Origin of the sequence: Pseudomonas sp. PIC25 (assembly GCF_002286785.1) — a bacterium.
Lineage (GTDB): Bacteria > Pseudomonadota > Gammaproteobacteria > Pseudomonadales > Pseudomonadaceae > Pseudomonas_M.
Map to the genome: position 1 here is coordinate 16,108 of NZ_MUJY01000039.1, position 18,970 is coordinate 35,077.

Genomic DNA, 18,970 nt, shown 5'->3' on the forward strand with positions numbered 1-18,970 from the left:
CTCCGGGTGGGCCCGGTTATCCGGGTGGTTCAATACGTCACCCCGGCCGAAGCCGGGGTGGCGTTCACGGTTGTCAGTGGCCGACCAGCGGGTCGGTCACGCCCAGCACATAGATCGCGATCAGGGCGACCAGGCCGGTGAAAAACACGTAGTACAGCGTCGGCCATACCGTCTTACGCAGGGTAGTCCCTTCGCGGCCGAGCAGGCCGACCGTCGCGGAAGCGGCCACCACGTTGTGGATGGCGACCATGTTGCCGGCGGCGGCACCGATGGCCTGCACGGCGACGATCAATGCGCCGGAAATGCCCAGGCTATGCGCTACGCCGTACTGGAACTGGCTGAGCATCATGTTGCTCACGGTGTTCGAACCGGCGATGAAGGCACCCAGCGCACCGACGCTCGGCGCCAGCAGCGGGTACACCGCGCCGACGCTGTCGGCTACGTAGCGAGCCATGGCGATGGGCATGCTCGGCAGGTCGGCGGCGTTAACTCCGGAGTTGATCAGGATGCGCACCATCGGCACGGTGAACAACAGCACGAATCCGGCGCCCAGCAGGACCTTGGTCGATTCGCCGACCGCCGCACCCAGCTCACGGACTTTCATGCCATGCAGGAAGAAGGTGGCGAGGACAACCGCGACGAGGATGCCGCCCGGCAGGTAAAGCGGCATGAAATCGGCCTTGATGCCGGTTTCGCCGAGGATGTCCGGGAACACCACGATCACCGATTTCAGCGCAGCACCCACTTCCGGGAATACGCGGCTGACCACCAGCAGGGCGCCGACCAGCACATAGGGCAGCCAGGCGCGCAGGGTGCCGATGGGCTTGGCGGTCAGTTCGTCCAGCTTCATCTCGACGCTGCCCAGCCACTCGCTCGGCCACTCCTGGGCCGGTGCGAAATCCCAGGTGCTCTTCGGCACCAGGAAGCCGAAGTGCGCGGCAGTGGTGACGATGGCCAGGCCCACCAGACCGCCCAGCAGGGACGGGAATTCCGGGCCGAGGAATACGCCGGTGGCGACGTAGGGCAGGGTGAACGCCAGGCCGGCGAACAGGGCGAACGGCAGGATCTCGAAACCGGCTTTCCAGCTTTTTTCCTTGCCGAAGAAGCGGGTCAGCATCAGCACCATGATCAGCGGCATCACGGTCCCGACGATGGCATGGATGATCGCCACGTTGCTGGTGATCTGCTGCAGGAAGATGTCCCAGCTGGAGCCCTGTGCAGTGAGCTGCGAGCCGAGGGTGGCAGTATCCAGACCACTGTTGATGCCAATGATGATCGGCGTGCCGACCGCGCCGAAGGAGACCGGCGTGCTCTGCACCAGCATGCCGAGCAGCACGGCGGCCAGTGCCGGGAAGCCGATGGCGACCAGCAGCGGCGCGGCGATTGCGGCCGGGGTGCCGAAGCCGGATGCGCCCTCGATGAAGCAGCCGAACAGCCAGGCGATGATGATCGCCTGGACGCGGCGGTCCGGGCTGATAGTGGCGAAACCGGCGCGGATCGCGGTGATGCCGCCGGAGTGCTTGAGGGTATTCAGCAGCAGGATGGCGCCGAAGATGATCCAGAGAACGCCGAGGGTGATCACCAGACCCTGTACGGTGGAGGCGAGAACCCGGTTGAAACTCATGTCCCACACGTACAGCGCGATGCCGGCGGTGAGCAGGTAGACCAGCGGCATGGCGCGCCGGGCGGGCCAACGCAGGCCAATCAGCAGGACGGCGGCGAGCAGGATGGGCGAAAAGGCAAATAAGGCGAGCAGGCCGGAATGCATGGCAGGCCTCCGGTCAGGCGCGCAGAGAGCGCAGGGAGATTGGACGGGATGAAGCGGCGATAACGGCGGGCATGACCAGCATGTTGGAATACCTCGGCAGCCTTGTTGGAATTGTTGGTCTCGGTATAGATGTAAATTGGTAAGACCAATTTACAAAACAGCTCGGCCAGGGTAAAAGCAGGGCTCCTGCGCTGTCAATTGCCGGGGCTACGACTTTGGTCGCGGTGTCGCCGCTTGTGCGCGTCGGTACTGCCCGATAGGCTTGCCGGCAAAGGGCGCGGCAGAGCGTCCGACAGTGGTCAAACCAGTAAGGGTGGGAATATGGAAGTCGGACAGGTTCGCCAGCGCCGTCTATCGGATGACATCGTCGCGCAGCTGGAAACCATGATCCTCGAGGGCACGCTCAAGGCCGGCGAACGCCTGCCGGCGGAGCGGGTGCTGGCCGAGCAGTTTGGCGTGTCGCGGCCGTCGCTGCGCGAGGCCATCCAGAAGCTCGCCGCCAAGGGGCTGCTGGTCAGCCGGCAGGGTGGTGGGACCTATGTCGCCGAGTCGCTCGGCTCGACATTCAGTGATCCGTTGCTGCACTTGCTGGAAAACAACCCGGAAGCCCAGCGCGATCTGCTCGAGTTTCGCCACACGCTGGAAGGTTCCTGCGCCTACTATGCGGCGTTGCGCGCTACCGAGCTGGATCACCAGCGGCTGCGCGAGGCGTTCGAAGCGTTGCAGGATTGTTATGACCGTCACGGCAAGGTCAGCCGGGCCGAAGAAGGTGCCGCCGATGCGCGTTTCCACCTGGCAATCGCCGAAGCCAGCCATAACGCGGTGCTGTTGCACACCATCCGAGGCTTGTTCGATCTGCTGCGGCGCAACGTGGTGACCAACATCGGTGGCATGTATGCCCAGCGCAGCGAAACCCGCGACATGCTGATGAGCCAGCATCGCGAGCTGTACCAGGCGGTCATCGAAGGGCGGGCGGAGGATGCCCGGGCGGTGTCCAACCGGCACATTCACTACGTGCAGGAAGTGCTGGCCGAAGTACGGGAGGAGGCCCAACGGGTGGCCCGGGCCCAGCGCAGGGCTGAATTGGGAGCAGGCAAGTTCTGAGGTTTGCCCGCTCCGGCCAAATTGCGCAGCTTTGCTTACCGCTTACCGCTTACCGCTTACCGCTTACCGCTTACCGCTATTCATCCTTTCCCTTGGTCCGCATGGCGCGCTGGATTTCACGGTCGGAGTCCCGCTCTTTCTCGGTGGCGCGCTTGTCGAACTCTTTCTTGCCCTTGACCAGGGCGATTTCGCACTTGATCAGGTGCTTTTTCCAGTACAGCGACAATGCGACGCAGGCATAGCCTTTTTGCTGCACGGCACCGAACAGCTTGCCCAGCTCGCGCTTGTGCAGCAGCAACTTGCGCGTGCGGGTCGGGTCGGCGATGACGTGGGTGCTGGCGGTCTTCAGCGGCGTGATGTGGCTGCCGAGCAGCCAGGCTTCGCCGTCCTTGAGCAGCACGTAGCTGTCCACCAATTGCGCCTTGCCGGCGCGCAGGCTCTTGACTTCCCAGCCGGCCAGGGCGAGACCGGCCTCGAACTTCTGTTCGATGAAATAGTCATGCAGCGCCTTTTTGTTCAGCGCGATGGTGCCCTGCGGATGTTTCTTTTGTTTAGCCATAGGGCGCGCATTATAGGCAGTCGCCACGGCGCTGGCGACTGCCGCCGCGTCGCGATTTTCAAGCGATTGATGCCAGTCGAGGGCAGGGCCGAAACCCTCATGGCTTGAGAGGCTTCGGCGAATCCCGGACAATGCGCGATCTTTTTTGCACGTGAAACGGGCGCGCACATGGCGAACGACAAGGTTTCCATCCATGGCTCATGGGCCAGCCGCTGGGTCTTCATCCTGGCGGCCACTGGATCGGCAGTAGGCCTGGGCAATATCTGGAAGTTCCCCTACATGACCGGCGTCTACGGCGGCGGAGCTTTCGTCATGATGTACCTGGTGTGCATCGCGCTGGTCGGCATGCCGATCATGCTGGCGGAAACCCTGATCGGCCGGCGCGGGCGGCAGAGCCCGGTGAACTCGCTGAAGAGCCTGGCGCTCGACTCCGGCGCCTCGCCGCGCTGGTCCTGGGCCGCGCTGATGGGGATGGTCGGCGCCCTGCTGATTCTTTCCTTCTATAGCGTGGTGGCCGGTTGGTCGCTGGATTACATCGTCGGCATGGGGCGCGGGCAGTTCAACGGCATCAGCGCCGAGAACGCCGGTGCCAGTTTCGGCGGCCTGATTGGCGATCCCTGGCGTCTGACCCTCTGGCACACCCTGTTCATGGTGCTGACGGGCTTCGTCATCGCGCGTGGAGTGGTGGCGGGTCTGGAGCGCAGCCTGCGCGTGATGATGCCATTGCTGTTCGTGCTGTTGCTGATCCTCCTGGGCTACAGCTTCACCACTGGCCATTTCATGGAAGGGTTCCACTTCCTGTTCAGCTTCCAGCCGGAAAAAGTGCTGGACGGCGTACTCGCCGCCATGGGCCATGCCTTCTTCACGCTCAGCGTGGGGGTGGGCTCGATCATGGTGTACGGCTCCTACATGCCGAAGAAGGCATCTATCGGCGCCACCGTGCTGACGGTCGGTATCCTCGATACGCTGGTGGCGCTCACCGCGGGGCTGGCGCTATTCCCGATCGTCTTCGCCGGCGGCATGGAGCCGGGTGCCGGGCCGGGGCTGATGTTCATCACCCTGCCGGTGGCCTTCGGCAACATCGCGTTCGGCCAAGTCATGGGGACGGTGTTCTTCATCCTGGTGATGGTCGCGGCCTGGACATCGTCGATTTCCATGCTCGAGCCAGCGGTAGCCTACCTGGTGGAACGCACCGGGCGGAGCCGGACGCTGATTACGTCTATCCTGGCGCTGTTGTGCTGGCTGGTGGGCATGGGGACGGTGTTCTCTTTCAACATCTGGAGCGAGGCCAAATTCTTCGTTTTTGCCGCGGACGGCTTCCATCTGTTCCAATGGGGCGCCGAGGGCGGGAAGAATTTCTTTGACAGCATCGACTACCTGACCAGTCGTATCCTGCTACCGCTGGGCGGTCTCTCCTTCGTGCTCTTCGCTGGCTGGGTACTTGGGCGCGATGCGGTTCGCGAGGAGTTGGCGTTCCGGAGTCCCGTGCTGTTCTCGCTGGTCTACTGGTTGATGCGGGTGGTGGCGCCCATCGGTGTGCTGGTGGTGTTTGTCGCCGAACTGACGAAGTAACCGAGCTATGACGACGCATATCCAACGTTCCGCGCTTCTGCCGTACCCGGCCAGGGCGCTCTATGATCTGGTCAACGACGTGGCGAGCTACCCGGCGTTCCTGCCTTGGTGCTCGGCCAGCGAGGTGCTGGAATCCAGCGAGACGGAAATGCGTGCGAGCCTGACGGTGGCCAAGGGCGGCCTGAGTCAGTACTTCGTCACTCGCAATATCCTGGAGCCGGGGCAATCCATCGTGATGAACCTGGAAAACGGTCCGTTTTCCCATCTGCACGGTGTCTGGCACTTCAAGGCGCTGACCGAGAAAGCCTGCAAGATTAGCCTGGACCTCTCCTTCGATTACGCCGGGCCTCTGGTCAAGGCCACCCTTGGGCCGCTGTTCAACCAGGCCGCCAATACCCTTGTGGATGCCTTCTGCCAGAGAGCGAAGCAACTCTATGGATAACCGGAGCATTGCCGTCGAAGTGGTCTACGCCCTGGCGGACAAACAGAAACTGTTGCGTCTCACCGTGCCTTACGGCACCACGGTCCGCGAAGCGGCGCTACGCTCGGGGCTGGATGCGCATTTCCCCGGCCTGGACCTGGCCACCAGTCCGCTGGGCATTTTCGGCAAGGCCGTGGCCAAGCCGGAGGAGCGCGTCCTGGAGGAGGGTGAGCGGGTCGAGATCTATCGTCCACTGATTGCCGACCCGAAGGAGGTGCGCAAACAGCGCGCGGCTAAGGCGGCTAAGGCGAAGCAGGAAGAAGGCGGCGAATGAGCCCCAAGAAAAAGCCCGGCGAAGATGCCGGGCTTTTTTATGAGTGCGCGTGGGTCACTGGGGATTGGTGTCCAGCGGCTCCGGGGTCGGAACAGGCACGGTCTCGACGTCGTCCACTTCGCGTTGGATCTGTTCCAGTAGCGAGCCCGGCTTGGCCGGTTCTTCGGTCTTGGGTCGCTCGGCTTTCGGTGTGACGGTGGTCTTGCCATCCCGCCCCAGGATCGCTTCGTCGCGGCTGACGCCGGGCATGAAGTCGCCGGCGAGGCCAACCAGTTGATCGTTGCCGTCGAAAACCAGACTGACACGCTCCTGCTGACGCTGGCCGCCGCCGGGCTGGATGCTGTACAGGTAGTCCCAGCGGTTGGCGTGGAAGGTGTCGGTAATCAAGGGATTGCCCATGATAAACCGCACTTGCCGACGGGTCATTCCAGGCCGCAACTGGTCTATCATGTCCTGCGTCACGACATTGCCCTGCTGGATGTCGATTTTGTAAACCCCGGGGAAAGAACAGCCGGCGAGAGCCAGCAGCCCCGTCAGGCTAAGGCTGGTCAGCAAGAGCTTGGTGTTTTGCATCGGTGGGAGACTTCCACTATCTTGGCTGGGCAACGTAAATTCCGATCATACCTGCATTGAAGGAAGCTGCGAAGCAGCATCCACGAGAAAGCCGACCATGGTTGAAAATAGCGAACTACGCAAAGCTGGCCTGAAAGTGACATTGCCGAGGGTCAAGATCCTACAGATGCTTGACTCCACCGATCAGCGTCACATGAGTGCCGAAGATGTATACAAGGCACTGATGGAGGCTGGCGAGGATGTCGGTCTGGCCACGGTGTATCGCGTGCTGACCCAGTTCGAGGCCGCCGGCCTCGTCGTTCGCCATAACTTCGACGGTGGTCATGCGGTATTCGAGCTGGCCGACAGCGGTCACCACGATCACATGGTTTGCGTGGATACCGGTGAAGTCATCGAGTTCATGGATTCCGAGATCGAGAAGCGCCAGAAGGAAATTGTCAGGGAGCACGGCTTCGAGCTGGTCGACCACAACCTGGTGCTCTACGTCCGCAAGAAAAAGTGATGCGTAACATATGAAAAAGGCGACCCTCGAGTCGCCTTTTTCTTGAGGCTCACTCAGAGCGAAGCGTTCGCTCATGCAGCCTTGGCGGCAGTCACCATCTGGCGGGCGTGCGCCAGGGACTCCTCGGTGAGGTCGACGCCGCCAAGCATCCGGGCGATTTCCTCGACCCGCTGGGTGCCGTCCAGTTTGGCGACGGCGGTCCGGGTTTCCTCGCTGCCGCGCAGCTTGTGTACGAAGAGGTGGTGGTGCCCTTGTGCAGCCACTTGCGGCAGGTGAGTGACCGTCAGCACCTGGCCGCGTTCGCCCAGGCGGCGGAGCAGTTGCCCGACAACCTCGGCGGTCGGGCCGCCGATCCCGACGTCCACTTCGTCGAAAACCAGTGTGGGAACCCGGGACGTTTGCGCCGTGATCACCTGGATCGCCAGGCTGATGCGCGACAGTTCGCCACCCGATGCCACTTTGGCCAATGGTTTCAAGGGCTGGCCGGGGTTGGCGCTGACCAGGAATTCCACCTGCTCCAGGCCATAGGGTTGCGGTTCTTCGGCACTGCTGCTGCGCAGCTCGACGCTGAATTGGCCGCCGGGCATGCCCAGGCGCTGCATTTCCTGCTGCACGGCACTGGCCAGCCGGCCGGCGGCCTCGTTCCGCAGGGCGCTGAGTTCGGCCGCTTTTTCCTGATAATGGCGAGCGTAAGCCGTCAGTTCTTCAGCGAGGCGTTCGACGGCCTCGTCGTCGGCGTTGAGGTTTTCCAGTTCATCGAGCAGTTGCTGTTGCAGCGCTCCAAGCTCGCCTGGCTGGATTCGGTGCTTGCGGGCCAGCGTATAGATATTGTCGAGGCGTTCTTCCAGGTAACGCTGACGCTCCGGGTCCGCGTCAAAATGGTCGAGGAAACGGTTCAGCTCGCCGACGGCCTCTTCGACCTGGATTTGCGCGCTGGCCAGCAGATTCACCGCCTCGCCGATGGCACCCGGCTGGCTGTGAAAGGCATTCAGTCGATGCAGGCTGGCGGTCAGTGCCGACAACACATTGCCCGCATCGCTTTCGCTGCACAGTTCGAGTACCTGGCGGCAGGCGCTGAGCAATTGTTCGGAGTTGCTCAGTGCCTTGTGTTCCTGCTCCAGTTGTTCCAGTTCATTGTCGCCCAGGGCGAGGTTTTCCAGTTCTTCCAGTTGATAGCTGAGCAGTTGCTGGCGGGCGCGCTGTTCGTCGCTGCTGTTGGAGATGCGCTCGAGTTCCTGGCGGGTCTGGCGCCAGCGCTGGGCTGCCAATTGCACCTGGCGGGCCAAGTCCTGGCTGCCGGCGTACTCGTCCAAGAGGCGGCGATGGGTTTCGGCTTTCAACAGGGATTGGTGTTCGTGTTGGCTGTGGATATCGATCAGCAGTTCGCCCAGCGTCTTAAGGTCACCCTGGGGGCAGGGCGTTCCATTGATATAGGCGCGGGAGCGACCTTCAGCCGTGATGACCCGACGCAGGATGCACGGGCTCTCGCTGTCCAGATCGCGCTCGGCGAGCCAGGCACGGGCTTCCGGGATGTCGCCGAGATCGAAGCTGGCGAGGATGTCGGCCTTATCCGCGCCGGGTCGAACTACGCCGCTGTCGGCGCGGTCGCCAAGGGTCAGGCCTAGGGCGTCCAGCATGATGGATTTGCCCGCGCCGGTTTCCCCGGTGATGACGCTCATGCCCCGGTCCAGCTCTAGATCGAGGTGTTCGACGATGGCGTAGTTATGGACGGACAGGTGCACCAGCATGGCTAGACTCCCGGCAAAGGTGATGGCTGTGTATTTGTACAGTATTTTGTTTCGCCCTGACAATCCTCCTTCCCCTTGAAGCGCCGGATTGAATCCCCATATAGGGCGGCAGAAGCGCGGGCCGGACCCGTGAACGTTTTCGAGAGGAGGAACGCATGGCTGACGAACAGAACCTGGATAACCAGACCCCTGAGGAAAACCTGGCTGCGGAGGCGGAGGCCGGTAACGATCTCAATGCACGCGTCCAGTCCCTGGAGGAGCAATTGGCTGCCGCCCAGGACCAGGCTCTGCGCGTCGCGGCCGAGGTACAGAACGTCCGTCGCCGTGCCGAGCAGGATGTCGAGAAGGCGCACAAGTTCGCTCTGGAGCGGTTCGCCGGAGATCTGCTGCCGGTCGTGGATAGCCTGGAGCGCGGCTTGGAGCTGTCCAGCCCGGACGACGAGTCTATCCGGCCGATGCGCGAGGGCATGGAGCTGACTTTGAAGATGTTCCACGACACGCTCAAGCGCTACCAGGTCGAGCCCGTGGACCCACACGGAGCCCCCTTCAATCCGGAGCATCACCAGGCGATGGCCATGGAAGAAAGCACCCATGTCGAACCGGGTAGCGTGCTGAAAGTATTCCAGAAGGGCTACCTGCTGAATGGCCGCCTGTTGCGTCCGGCCATGGTGGTAGTCAGCAAGGCGCCGGCGGCGACTCCGCCTTCGATCGACGAGAAGGCTTGAAATCCGTCGCTTGGCCCCCATCTGTTGTGCCAAGCAAGTCATTTCGGCGTAACCGGTGAAGCGGGACGCCAGCAAATCCAAGTTTCGGGAGAGTGAACATGGGCAAAATCATCGGTATCGACCTGGGAACCACCAACTCCTGCGTGGCGATCCTGGAGAACGGTAACGTCAAGGTCATCGAGAACGCCGAGGGCGGCCGCACTACGCCGTCCATCATCGCTTACACCAACGATGGCGAAACCCTCGTTGGCCAGTCGGCCAAGCGCCAGGCGGTGACCAATCCGCAGAACACCCTGTACGCGGTGAAGCGCCTGATCGGTCGTCGCTTCGAAGAAGATGTCGTGCAGAAAGACATCAAGATGGTGCCGTACAGCATCGTCAAGGCCGACAACGGCGACGCTTGGGTGGAGGTGAAGGGCCAGAAAATGGCGCCTCCGCAGATTTCCGCCGAAGTGCTGAAGAAGATGAAGAAGACCGCCGAAGACTACCTCGGCGAGCCGGTGACCGAAGCGGTGATCACCGTTCCGGCCTACTTCAACGACAGCCAGCGCCAGGCAACCAAGGATGCCGGTCGTATCGCCGGCCTGGACGTCAAGCGCATCATCAACGAGCCGACTGCGGCGGCACTCGCCTATGGCATGGACAAGGCCAAGGGCGACCACACCGTGATCGTCTATGACCTGGGCGGCGGTACCTTCGACGTGTCGGTGATCGAGATCGCCGAGGTGGACGGTGAGCACCAGTTCGAAGTGCTGGCGACCAACGGTGACACCTTCCTCGGTGGCGAGGACTTCGACATTCGTCTGATCGACTACCTCGTCGACGAATTCAAGAAAGAAACCGGCATGAACCTGAAGGGCGACCCGCTGGCGATGCAGCGTCTGAAAGAGGCTGCCGAGAAGGCCAAGATCGAGCTGTCCTCCAGTCAGCAGACCGACGTCAACCTGCCGTACATTACGGCCGACCAGACCGGGCCGAAGCACCTCAACGTGAAGATTTCTCGCGCCAAGCTGGAGGCGCTGGTGGAGGATCTGGTCGAGCGGACCATCGAGCCTTGCCGCATTGCGCTGAAGGATGCCGGCATCGACGTATCCGACATCCACGACGTGATCCTGGTCGGCGGCCAGACCCGCATGCCGCTGGTGCAGAAGCGCGTGGCCGAATTCTTCGGCAAGGAAGCGCGCAAGGACGTCAACCCGGACGAAGCCGTGGCCATCGGTGCAGCCATCCAGGGCGCCGTGCTGGCCGGTGACGTGAAGGACGTTCTGCTGTTGGACGTGACCCCGCTAACCCTCGGCATCGAAACCCTGGGTGGCGTAATGACGCCGCTGATCGAGAAGAACACCACCATTCCGACCAAGAAGTCGCAGGTGTTCTCGACTGCCGACGACAACCAGAGTGCCGTGACTATTCACGTGCTGCAGGGCGAGCGCAAGCAGGCCGCGCAGAACAAGTCGCTGGGCAAGTTCGACCTGGCTGATATTCCGCCGGCCCCGCGTGGCGTGCCGCAGATCGAAGTGACCTTCGACATCGACGCTAACGGCATCCTGCATGTCGGTGCGAAGGACAAGGCCACCGGCAAGCAGCAGTCCATCGTGATCAAGGCCAACTCGGGCCTGTCCGAGGAGGAAATCCAGCAGATGGTTCGCGATGCCGAGGCGAATGCCGAGGAGGACCGCAAGTTCGAAGAGCTGGCGGCTGCGCGTAACCAGGGCGATGCGCTGGTGCATGCGACCCGCAAGATGGTCACCGAGGCCGGCGACAAGGCGACCGCCGAAGAGAAGGCGGCAATCGAGAAGGCGCTGTCCGATCTGGAGCTGGCTGTGAAGGGCGACGACAAAGCCGAGATCGAGGCCAAGATGAACGCGCTGTCCCAGGCTTCCACGCCGCTGGCGCAGAAGATGTACGCCGAGCAGGCCCAGGCAGGCGAGGCCGCCCAGGGCGCGGACGAGGCCAAGACTGCGGATGACGTGGTCGATGCCGAGTTCGAAGAGGTCAAGGACAACAAGTAAGCTGTCGGCTTGCTTCCGCTCCAGCCTGCCGTGGAGTGTCTGCGGCAGGCATCATGTACTGCGCGGGAGCTTGCTCCCGCGTCGGCGTGTCTGGAGGTATGAATTGAAGGTGCAGGAAATCTATGGCCAAGCGTGATTATTACGAAGTGCTGGGCGTCGAGCGCGGAGCCAGCGAGGCGGAGCTGAAAAAGGCCTATCGCCGCCTGGCGATGAAGCACCATCCTGACCGCAACCCGGGCGACAAGGCATCCGAAGAGAAATTCAAGGAGGCCAACGAGGCCTACGAAGTGCTGTCCGATGCCAATAAGCGTGCCGCCTACGATCAGTACGGCCACGCCGGCGTAGATCCGAGCATGGGCGGTGGCGCGGCGGGTGCCGGGTTCGGCGGGGCGAATTTCTCCGATATTTTCGGCGATGTCTTCAGCGATTTCTTCGGCGGCGGCCGTGGTGGCGCGCGAGGCGGTGCCCAGCGGGGCAGCGATTTGCGCTACACCCTCGAGCTGGACCTGGAGGAAGCTGTGCGCGGCACCACGGTGACCATCCGTGTGCCCACCCTGGTCAACTGCAAGACCTGCGATGGCTCCGGTGCCAAGAAGGGGACCAGCCCGGTTACTTGTACCACTTGTGGCGGTATCGGTCAGGTGCGCATGCAGCAGGGATTCTTCTCGGTGCAGCAGACCTGCCCCCGTTGCCATGGTACGGGCAAGATGATTTCCGACCCCTGTGGCACCTGCCATGGTCAGGGGCGCGTGGAAGAGCACAAGACGCTGTCGGTCAAGGTGCCTGCGGGCGTCGATACCGGTGACCGCATCCGTCTCTCCGGAGAGGGCGAGGCGGGTGTCATGGGTGGCCCGCCGGGCGATCTCTATGTGGTGGTCAGCGTTCGCGAGCACCCGATTTTCCAGCGCGACGGCAAGCATCTCTACTGCGAAGTACCGATCAGCTTCGCTGACGCGGCATTGGGCGGGGAACTCGAGGTCCCGACACTGGATGGCCGGGTCAAGTTGAAGATTCCGGAAGGCACCCAGACTGGCAAGCTGTTCCGCTTGCGCGGCAAGGGTGTGGCGCCGGTACGCGGTGGCGGTGCCGGCGACCTGATGTGCCGGGTCGTGGTGGAAACGCCGGTCAACCTGGACAAGCGCCAGCGTGATCTGCTCGAAGAGTTCCGCAAAAGTCTACAGAACGACAGTTCTCACTCGCCTAAGGCCAGTGGCTGGTTCGAAGGCATGAAGCGCTTTTTCGGCGATCTGTAAATGAGCTTCCGTCGCCAGCCATGTGTTGGCGTTCGGGGGGCTACGGTTTGGAGCGGGTGTTATGCGACGTATTGCAGTGATGGGCGCCGCCGGGCGCATGGGCAAGACGCTGGTAGAGGCGGTGCAGCAAGCGCCCGATGCAGGCCTGACCGCGGCCATCGATCGGCCGAGCAGCACGTTGATCGGTGCGGACGCCGGAGAGCTAGCCGGCATTGGCCGGATTGGTGTTCTCCTGTCCGACGAGCTGAGCAAGGTGGTGGATGAGTTCGATGTGCTCATCGATTTCACCCATCCCAGCGTGACCCTGAAGAACCTCGCGGTTTGCCGCCAGGCCGGAAAGGCGATGGTAATCGGCACCACGGGTTTCACTGCCGAGGAAAAACAGCAGTTGGTGGATGCGTCGCGGGAGATTCCCATCGTGTTCGCCGCTAACTTCAGCGTGGGTGTCAATCTGTGCCTCAAGCTGCTGGATACCGCGGCGCGCGTGCTGGGTGACGAGGTGGACATCGAGATCATCGAGGCGCATCACCGCCATAAGGTGGATGCTCCTTCCGGGACGGCTCTGCGCATGGGTGAGGTGGTCGCCAACGCGCTGGGGCGTGACCTTGAGAAAGTCGCGGTTTATGGGCGGGAAGGCCAGACTGGTGCCCGTGCTCGCGAAACCATCGGCTTCGCCACGGTGCGCGCCGGGGATGTCGTGGGCGACCATACCGTGCTGTTTGCTGCTGAAGGTGAACGAGTCGAGATCACCCACAAAGCATCCAGCCGCATGACCTTCGCCAAGGGAGCGGTGCGTGCGGCCCTCTGGCTGGAGGGGCGGGAGCCGGCGTTGTACGACATGCAGGACGTGCTGGGCCTGAAAGGCTGACGGGCGAGCCGGAAGCATGCCCGCGTGTCGAAAAACGGACGAAAGGCCCAGTGCAACCCATGGATTCGCTAGGCTTTTTGCCTAGACCGGGACTGTCTTTTGCTGTAACCTACAGCTTTAGTGTGTCCACTAAAAGCACGCAGACAATTTGAAAACAAGCGGGATGATGTGTTCACACGTCATTCCGCTTTTTTACAACCTGCGTTTGCGTGAAACGGCTTGATTTACGGGAGGTCTTCTTGACTAAGCCAGCCATACTCGCCCTTGCCGATGGCAGCATCTTTCGCGGCGAATCCATCGGCGCCGACGGTCAGACCGTCGGTGAGGTGGTGTTCAACACCGCCATGACCGGCTATCAGGAAATCCTCACCGATCCTTCCTATGCCCAGCAGATCGTTACCCTGACTTACCCGCACATCGGCAACACCGGCACTACTCCGGAAGATGCCGAGGCCAACCGCGTCTGGGCTGCCGGCCTGGTCATTCGTGACCTGCCGCTGCTGGCCAGCAACTGGCGCAATAAGCAGTCTCTCCCCGAGTACCTGAAAGAGAACGGTACCGTCGCCATCGCCGGTATCGATACTCGTCGCCTGACCCGCATCTTGCGCGAGAAGGGCTCGCAGAATGGCTGCATTCTCGCCGGCGAAGACGCCACCGAGGAAAAGGCCCTGGAGCTGGCCCGCAGCTTCCCCGGCTTGAAGGGCATGGACCTCGCCAAGGAAGTGAGCTGCCGTGAGCGCTATGAGTGGCGCTCCAGCGTCTGGAGCCTGGCCACCGACAGCCATCCCGAAATCCCGGCCGAGCAGCTTCCCTACCATGTCGTTGCTTACGACTATGGCGTCAAGCTGAACATCCTGCGCATGCTGGTCGCCCGCGGTTGCCGCCTGACCGTGGTTCCCGCGCAGACCCCGGCCAGCGAGGTGCTGGCCCTGAATCCTGACGGCGTTTTCCTGTCCAACGGACCGGGTGATCCCGAGCCTTGCGATTATGCGATCAAGGCCATCCAAGACATCCTGGAAACCGATATTCCCGTATTCGGTATTTGCCTGGGCCACCAGTTGCTCGCCCTGGCTTCCGGCGCCAGGACGGTGAAGATGGGTCATGGTCACCATGGTGCCAACCATCCGGTGCAGGACCTCGATACCGGTGTGGTGATGATCACCAGCCAGAACCACGGTTTCGCCGTGGACGAGTCGACCCTGCCGGGCAACGTTCGCGCCATCCACAAGTCGCTGTTCGATGGCACTCTGCAAGGTATCGAGCGTACCGACAAGGTGGCTTTCAGCTTCCAGGGCCACCCCGAAGCCAGCCCCGGCCCGCATGACGTGGCCCCGCTGTTCGATCGCTTCATCGAAGCCATGGCCAAGCGCCGCTAAGCCTGCCGACTGACCCAAGGATTCGAGTAAGACACATGCCAAAACGTACAGATATCAAAAGCATCCTGATCCTCGGTGCCGGTCCCATCGTCATCGGTCAGGCCTGCGAGTTCGACTACTCCGGCGCCCAGGCCTGCAAGGCGCTGAAGGAGGAAGGTTTCCGCGTCATCTTGGTGAACTCCAATCCGGCCACCATCATGACCGACCCGGCCATGGCCGACGCCACCTACATCGAGCCGATCAAGTGGGCCACCGTGGCCAAGATCATCGAGAAGGAGCGTCCCGACGCGCTGCTGCCGACCATGGGTGGCCAGACCGCGCTCAACTGTGCTCTGGACCTCGAGCGCCATGGAGTGCTGGAAAAGTTCGGGGTGGAAATGATTGGCGCCAACGCCGACACCATCGACAAGGCGGAAGACCGCTCGCGCTTCGACAAGGCCATGAAATCCATCGGCCTTGAATGTCCGCGTTCGGGTATTGCTCACAGCATGGAGGAGGCTTACGGCGTCCTCGAGAAGGTTGGCTTCCCCTGTATCATTCGTCCCTCGTTCACCATGGGGGGTACCGGGGGCGGTATCGCCTACAACCGCGAAGAGTTCGAGGAAATCTGCGCTCGCGGTCTGGACCTGTCGCCGACCAACGAGCTGCTGATCGACGAGTCGCTGATCGGGTGGAAGGAATACGAGATGGAGGTTGTCCGCGACAAGAAGGACAACTGCATCATCGTCTGCTCCATCGAGAACTTCGATCCGATGGGCGTGCACACCGGTGACTCCATCACCGTGGCCCCGGCGCAGACCCTGACCGACAAGGAATACCAGATCATGCGCAACGCCTCTCTGGCGGTGCTGCGCGAGATCGGCGTGGAAACCGGTGGCTCGAACGTGCAGTTCGGTATCTGTCCGGACACCGGCCGTATGGTCGTGATCGAGATGAACCCGCGCGTGTCGCGCTCCTCGGCCCTGGCCTCCAAGGCGACTGGCTTCCCGATCGCCAAGATCGCCGCCAAGCTGGCGGTCGGTTACACCCTGGACGAGCTGCAGAACGACATTACCGGTGGTCGTACCCCGGCGTCCTTCGAGCCGGCCATCGATTACGTGGTGACCAAGGTTCCGCGTTTCGCTTTCGAGAAATTCCCCAAGGCCGATGCCCGCCTGACCACCCAGATGAAGTCCGTGGGCGAGGTCATGGCCATCGGTCGCACCTTCCAGGAGTCCGTGCAGAAAGCCCTGCGTGGTTTGGAAGTCGGCGTTGCCGGTTTCGACCCGAAACTCGACCTGAACGATCCTGAAGCCGAGAGTACCCTGCGTCGCGAACTGACCGTGCCGGGCGCCGAGCGCATCTGGTACGTGGCCGATGCTTTCCGTGCTGGCAAGAGCATCGAAGACGTGTTCGCCCTGACCAAGATCGACCCCTGGTTCCTGGTGCAGATCGAGGACCTGGTCAAGGACGAGGAGAAGGTCCAGACCCTCGGCTTGTCTGGCATCGATGCCGAGCTGATGCGCAAGCTCAAGCGCAAGGGTTTCTCCGACGCACGTCTGGCCAAGCTGCTCGGTGTCACCGAGAAGAACCTGCGCAACCATCGCCACAAGCTGAAGGTGCTGCCGGTGTACAAGCGCGTGGATACCTGCGCCGCCGAGTTTGCCACCGACACCGCCTACATGTACTCGACCTACGAGGAAGAGTGCGAGGCCAATCCGTCCGGCCGCGACAAGATCATGATCCTCGGTGGCGGCCCGAACCGTATCGGCCAAGGCATCGAGTTCGACTACTGCTGCGTGCACGCCGCGCTGGCCATGCGCGAAGACGGTTACGAGACCATCATGGTCAACTGCAACCCGGAAACCGTCTCCACCGACTATGACACCTCCGACCGTCTGTACTTCGAGCCGGTGACCCTGGAGGACGTGTTGGAGATCGTTCGCGTCGAGCAGCCCAAGGGGGTGATCGTGCAGTATGGCGGGCAGACTCCGCTGAAGCTGTGCCGTGCGCTGGAAGAGGCTGGTGTGCCGATCATCGGTACCAGTCCGGATGCCATTGACCGTGCCGAAGACCGCGAGCGCTTCCAGCAGATGGTTCAGCGACTTAACCTGCGCCAGCCGGCCAACGCCACCGCGCGCAGCGAGGACGAGGCCCTGGCTCATTCCAAGCAGATCGGTTATCCGCTGGTGGTGCGTCCCTCCTACGTGCTGGGCGGTCGGGCGATGGAAATCGTTTACCAGGAAGAAGAGCTCAAGCGCTACATGCGTGAGGCGGTGAAGGTATCGAACGACAGCCCGGTGCTACTCGACCACTTCCTCAACTGCGCCATCGAAGTGGACGTGGACGCGGTATGCGACGGCGAGACCGTGGTGATCGGCGCGATCATGCAGCACATCGAACAGGCCGGCGTACACTCCGGTGACTCCGCCTGCTCGCTGCCGCCGTACTCGCTGCCCAAGCACATCCAGGACGAAATCCGCGAGCAGGTCAAGAAGATGGCCCTGGAGCTCGGCGTGGTTGGCCTGATGAACGTGCAGATGGCCGTGCAGGGCGAGGACATCTACGTGATCGAGGTGAACCCGCGCGCCTCGCGTACCGTGCCGTTCGTCTCCAAGTGCATTGGCGAATCGCTGGCCAAGGTCGCCGCCCGCGTCATGGCTGGCAAGACGCTCAAGGAAGTCGGTTTCACCAAGGAGATCATCCCGCCGTTCTTCAGTGTCAAGGAAGCGGTGTTCCCCTTCGCGAAGTTTCCTGGCGTTGACCCCATTCTCGGCCCAGAGATGAAATCTACCGGTGAGGTGATGGGAGTGGGCGACAGCTTCGGTGAAGCCTTCGCCAAGGCCCAGCTGGGCGCCAGCGAGATCCTGCCGAACTCCGGGACTGCATTCATCAGCGTGCGCGAGGATGACAAGCCGTTCGTCGTCGGTGTGGCGCAGGAGCTGATCAACCTGGGGTTCGAAGTGGTCGCTACTGCCGGCACCGCCAAGGTGATCGAAGCCGCTGGTCTGCCCGTGCGCCGGGTGAACAAGGTCACCGAAGGCCGTCCGCACGTGGTTGACATGATCAAGAACGACGAAGTCACCCTGATCATCAACACCACCGAAGGCCGGCAATCGATCGCCGACTCCTATTCCATTCGTCGTAACGCCCTGCAGCACAAGATCTACTGCACCACCACCATTGCCGCTGGTCAGGCGATCTGTGAGGCGCTCAAGTTCGGCCCCGAGCGGACCGTGCGCCGGCTGCAGGATCTCCATGCAGGAATCGAGGCATGAGTAAATTCCCCATGACCGTCCAGGGCGCTCGTGCCCTGGAAGAAGAGCTGAAAATCCTGAAGGCCGAGCGGCCGAAGATCAGCCAGGCCATCGCCGAAGCGCGAGAGCTGGGCGATCTCAAGGAAAATGCCGAATACCATGCTGCCCGAGAGCAGCAGGGCTTGGCCGAGGCACGTATTCGCGATATCGAGGCCAAGCTGTCGAATGCCCACATCATTGATGTGACCAGCATTCCGCACACTGGCAAGGTTATCTTCGGCACTACCGTCGATATCGCCAACTGCGAAACCGACGAGACTGTGACCTACCAGATCGTCGGTGACGACGAGGCGGACATCAAAGCCGGCAAGCTGTCGGTCAGTTCACCCATCGCCCGCGCCTTGGTCGGCAAGGAAGAGGGTGACGTGGTCACAGTGAAGACGCCGAGCGGTGTGGTCGAGTACGAGATTGTCGAAGTCCGCCATCTTTAAGCGCCCCTCGCGAGCAGGCAGCATCAGCTGGCAACTGGCCCAGACGTTCTGGGTCGGTGGCCTCTGGCTGCTGCATTTCGTGATGTTGCCTGCGTTGGGCAAGGTTGGCCTGGCGCCGCTGTTGATCGAGGATGTCGCCTCGGCACTCAGCCCGCTGATGGTGGGATTCGCGGCGTTCTGCGCAATGCTCCAGGCGCTGGTGCTGGTTCAGGTGGAGCGATTCTCGTCGCTCTGGCGGGACATGCGCGGTCAACTGTTGTTGACCGTCATGCTGATGGCGATCGTCTATTTCGTCGTGCGCGCAGGGCAATCGACTGCGACTTTCTGGCTGACCTTCAATTATCTGGTGCTCGCGTTCTGCGGACTGATGTTGGTTCTGCAGCCGGTTCCCGGGCAGGACGGCGGTCGCTAAGCCAGCCCGGCAGGCC

17 protein-coding genes are annotated in these 18,970 nt (G+C 62.2%); 13 read left to right on the plus strand and 4 right to left on the minus strand.

Annotated features, from left to right (window positions below):
* Positions 1 to 73 precede the first annotated feature (73 nt).
* A complete protein-coding gene (locus BZL41_RS02735) occupies positions 74 to 1,768 on the minus strand; it encodes an L-lactate permease (RefSeq protein WP_095597884.1) in 1,695 nt (564 codons plus the stop codon).
* A gap of 321 nt (positions 1,769 to 2,089) precedes the next feature.
* On the opposite strand from BZL41_RS02735, the gene BZL41_RS02740 reads away from it, so the two are divergent.
* Entirely contained in the window at positions 2,090 to 2,872 is a 783-nt protein-coding gene (locus tag BZL41_RS02740) for a GntR family transcriptional regulator (RefSeq protein ID WP_095597885.1), read from the plus strand.
* Between the two features lie 76 nt (positions 2,873 to 2,948).
* On the opposite strand, the gene smpB is transcribed toward BZL41_RS02740, so the two are convergent.
* Positions 2,949 to 3,431 (minus strand): SsrA-binding protein SmpB, encoded by a 483-nt coding sequence (gene smpB / locus BZL41_RS02745; protein ID WP_084337182.1) that lies wholly within the window; start codon positions 3,429 to 3,431, stop codon positions 2,949 to 2,951.
* Positions 3,432 to 3,599: 168 nt separating this feature from the next.
* Here smpB and BZL41_RS02750 point away from each other — a divergent pair, with 168 nt between their 5' ends.
* Genes BZL41_RS02750 through BZL41_RS02760 form a run of 3 tightly spaced genes read left to right on the plus strand, consistent with a single transcriptional unit; the run spans position 3,600 to position 5,758 of the window.
* Complete coding sequence (locus BZL41_RS02750; protein WP_095597886.1) at positions 3,600 to 5,003, plus strand: sodium-dependent transporter; 1,404 nt, start codon at positions 3,600 to 3,602, stop codon at positions 5,001 to 5,003.
* Positions 5,004 to 5,010: 7 nt separating this feature from the next.
* Positions 5,011 to 5,445 (plus strand): type II toxin-antitoxin system RatA family toxin, encoded by a 435-nt coding sequence (locus BZL41_RS02755; protein ID WP_084337186.1) that lies wholly within the window; start codon positions 5,011 to 5,013, stop codon positions 5,443 to 5,445.
* The gene (locus tag BZL41_RS02760; RefSeq protein ID WP_095597887.1) at positions 5,438 to 5,758 is read left to right on the plus strand and encodes an RnfH family protein; all 321 of its coding nucleotides are present in this window, start codon (positions 5,438 to 5,440) and stop codon (positions 5,756 to 5,758) included. The genes BZL41_RS02755 and BZL41_RS02760 overlap by 8 nt, the downstream gene beginning before the upstream one ends.
* A 54-nt stretch (positions 5,759 to 5,812) precedes the next feature.
* On the opposite strand, the gene BZL41_RS02765 is transcribed toward BZL41_RS02760, so the two are convergent.
* Positions 5,813 to 6,331, minus strand: coding sequence for an outer membrane protein assembly factor BamE (locus BZL41_RS02765; RefSeq protein WP_095597888.1), 519 nt, complete (start codon positions 6,329 to 6,331; stop codon positions 5,813 to 5,815).
* Positions 6,332 to 6,428: 97 nt separating this feature from the next.
* Between BZL41_RS02765 and fur the strand changes: the two genes are divergently transcribed.
* Positions 6,429 to 6,833 carry a ferric iron uptake transcriptional regulator gene (gene fur, locus BZL41_RS02770; protein ID WP_095597889.1) on the plus strand — a complete coding sequence of 135 codons (405 nt, stop codon included), beginning with the start codon at positions 6,429 to 6,431 and terminating at the stop codon, positions 6,831 to 6,833.
* A gap of 71 nt (positions 6,834 to 6,904) precedes the next feature.
* Here fur and recN read toward each other — a convergent pair whose 3' ends face one another.
* A complete protein-coding gene (gene recN, locus BZL41_RS02775; protein WP_095597890.1) occupies positions 6,905 to 8,581 on the minus strand; it encodes a DNA repair protein RecN in 1,677 nt (558 codons plus the stop codon).
* Between the two features lie 155 nt (positions 8,582 to 8,736).
* Here recN and grpE point away from each other — a divergent pair, with 155 nt between their 5' ends.
* The 8 genes from grpE (at position 8,737) to BZL41_RS02815 (ending at position 18,954) form a co-directional block, all read left to right on the plus strand.
* Positions 8,737 to 9,306, plus strand: a complete 570-nt coding sequence (gene grpE, locus BZL41_RS02780) for a nucleotide exchange factor GrpE (protein WP_095597891.1) — start codon at positions 8,737 to 8,739, stop codon at positions 9,304 to 9,306.
* Positions 9,307 to 9,404: 98 nt separating this feature from the next.
* Positions 9,405 to 11,318, plus strand: a complete 1,914-nt coding sequence (dnaK, locus tag BZL41_RS02785; RefSeq protein WP_084337198.1) for a molecular chaperone DnaK — start codon at positions 9,405 to 9,407, stop codon at positions 11,316 to 11,318.
* Between the two features lie 122 nt (positions 11,319 to 11,440).
* Positions 11,441 to 12,571, plus strand: a complete 1,131-nt coding sequence (dnaJ, locus tag BZL41_RS02790; protein ID WP_095597892.1) for a molecular chaperone DnaJ — start codon at positions 11,441 to 11,443, stop codon at positions 12,569 to 12,571.
* A gap of 61 nt (positions 12,572 to 12,632) precedes the next feature.
* The gene (gene dapB / locus BZL41_RS02795) at positions 12,633 to 13,439 is read left to right on the plus strand and encodes a 4-hydroxy-tetrahydrodipicolinate reductase (RefSeq protein ID WP_095597893.1); all 807 of its coding nucleotides are present in this window, start codon (positions 12,633 to 12,635) and stop codon (positions 13,437 to 13,439) included.
* Between the two features lie 239 nt (positions 13,440 to 13,678).
* Positions 13,679 to 14,815, plus strand: a complete 1,137-nt coding sequence (gene carA, locus BZL41_RS02800; protein WP_095597894.1) for a glutamine-hydrolyzing carbamoyl-phosphate synthase small subunit — start codon at positions 13,679 to 13,681, stop codon at positions 14,813 to 14,815.
* Between the two features lie 35 nt (positions 14,816 to 14,850).
* A complete protein-coding gene (carB, locus tag BZL41_RS02805; RefSeq protein WP_095597895.1) occupies positions 14,851 to 18,072 on the plus strand; it encodes a carbamoyl-phosphate synthase large subunit in 3,222 nt (1,073 codons plus the stop codon).
* Positions 18,069 to 18,542, plus strand: coding sequence for a transcription elongation factor GreA (greA, locus tag BZL41_RS02810; protein ID WP_095597896.1), 474 nt, complete (start codon positions 18,069 to 18,071; stop codon positions 18,540 to 18,542). Before carB ends, greA begins: the two co-directional genes overlap by 4 nt.
* Positions 18,520 to 18,954 (plus strand): DUF4149 domain-containing protein, encoded by a 435-nt coding sequence (locus BZL41_RS02815; protein WP_095597897.1) that lies wholly within the window; start codon positions 18,520 to 18,522, stop codon positions 18,952 to 18,954. Before greA ends, BZL41_RS02815 begins: the two co-directional genes overlap by 23 nt.
* The last annotated feature ends 16 nt before the right edge of the window (positions 18,955 to 18,970 follow it).

Bases quoted from the DNA above. Each gene is read 5' to 3' on its own strand.
- BZL41_RS02735 (WP_095597884.1), bottom strand. From the start codon at position 1,768: ATGCATTCCGGCCTGCTCGCCTTATTTGCCTTTTCGCCCATCCTGCTC.
- BZL41_RS02740 (WP_095597885.1), top strand. From the start codon at position 2,090: ATGGAAGTCGGACAGGTTCGCCAGCGCCGTCTATCGGATGACATCGTC.
- smpB (WP_084337182.1), bottom strand. From the start codon at position 3,431: ATGGCTAAACAAAAGAAACATCCGCAGGGCACCATCGCGCTGAACAAA.
- BZL41_RS02750 (WP_095597886.1), top strand. From the start codon at position 3,600: ATGGCGAACGACAAGGTTTCCATCCATGGCTCATGGGCCAGCCGCTGG.
- BZL41_RS02755 (WP_084337186.1), top strand. From the start codon at position 5,011: ATGACGACGCATATCCAACGTTCCGCGCTTCTGCCGTACCCGGCCAGG.
- BZL41_RS02760 (WP_095597887.1), top strand. From the start codon at position 5,438: ATGGATAACCGGAGCATTGCCGTCGAAGTGGTCTACGCCCTGGCGGAC.
- BZL41_RS02765 (WP_095597888.1), bottom strand. From the start codon at position 6,331: ATGCAAAACACCAAGCTCTTGCTGACCAGCCTTAGCCTGACGGGGCTG.
- fur (WP_095597889.1), top strand. From the start codon at position 6,429: ATGGTTGAAAATAGCGAACTACGCAAAGCTGGCCTGAAAGTGACATTG.
- recN (WP_095597890.1), bottom strand. From the start codon at position 8,581: ATGCTGGTGCACCTGTCCGTCCATAACTACGCCATCGTCGAACACCTC.
- grpE (WP_095597891.1), top strand. From the start codon at position 8,737: ATGGCTGACGAACAGAACCTGGATAACCAGACCCCTGAGGAAAACCTG.
- dnaK (WP_084337198.1), top strand. From the start codon at position 9,405: ATGGGCAAAATCATCGGTATCGACCTGGGAACCACCAACTCCTGCGTG.
- dnaJ (WP_095597892.1), top strand. From the start codon at position 11,441: ATGGCCAAGCGTGATTATTACGAAGTGCTGGGCGTCGAGCGCGGAGCC.
- dapB (WP_095597893.1), top strand. From the start codon at position 12,633: ATGCGACGTATTGCAGTGATGGGCGCCGCCGGGCGCATGGGCAAGACG.
- carB (WP_095597895.1), top strand. From the start codon at position 14,851: ATGCCAAAACGTACAGATATCAAAAGCATCCTGATCCTCGGTGCCGGT.
- greA (WP_095597896.1), top strand. From the start codon at position 18,069: ATGAGTAAATTCCCCATGACCGTCCAGGGCGCTCGTGCCCTGGAAGAA.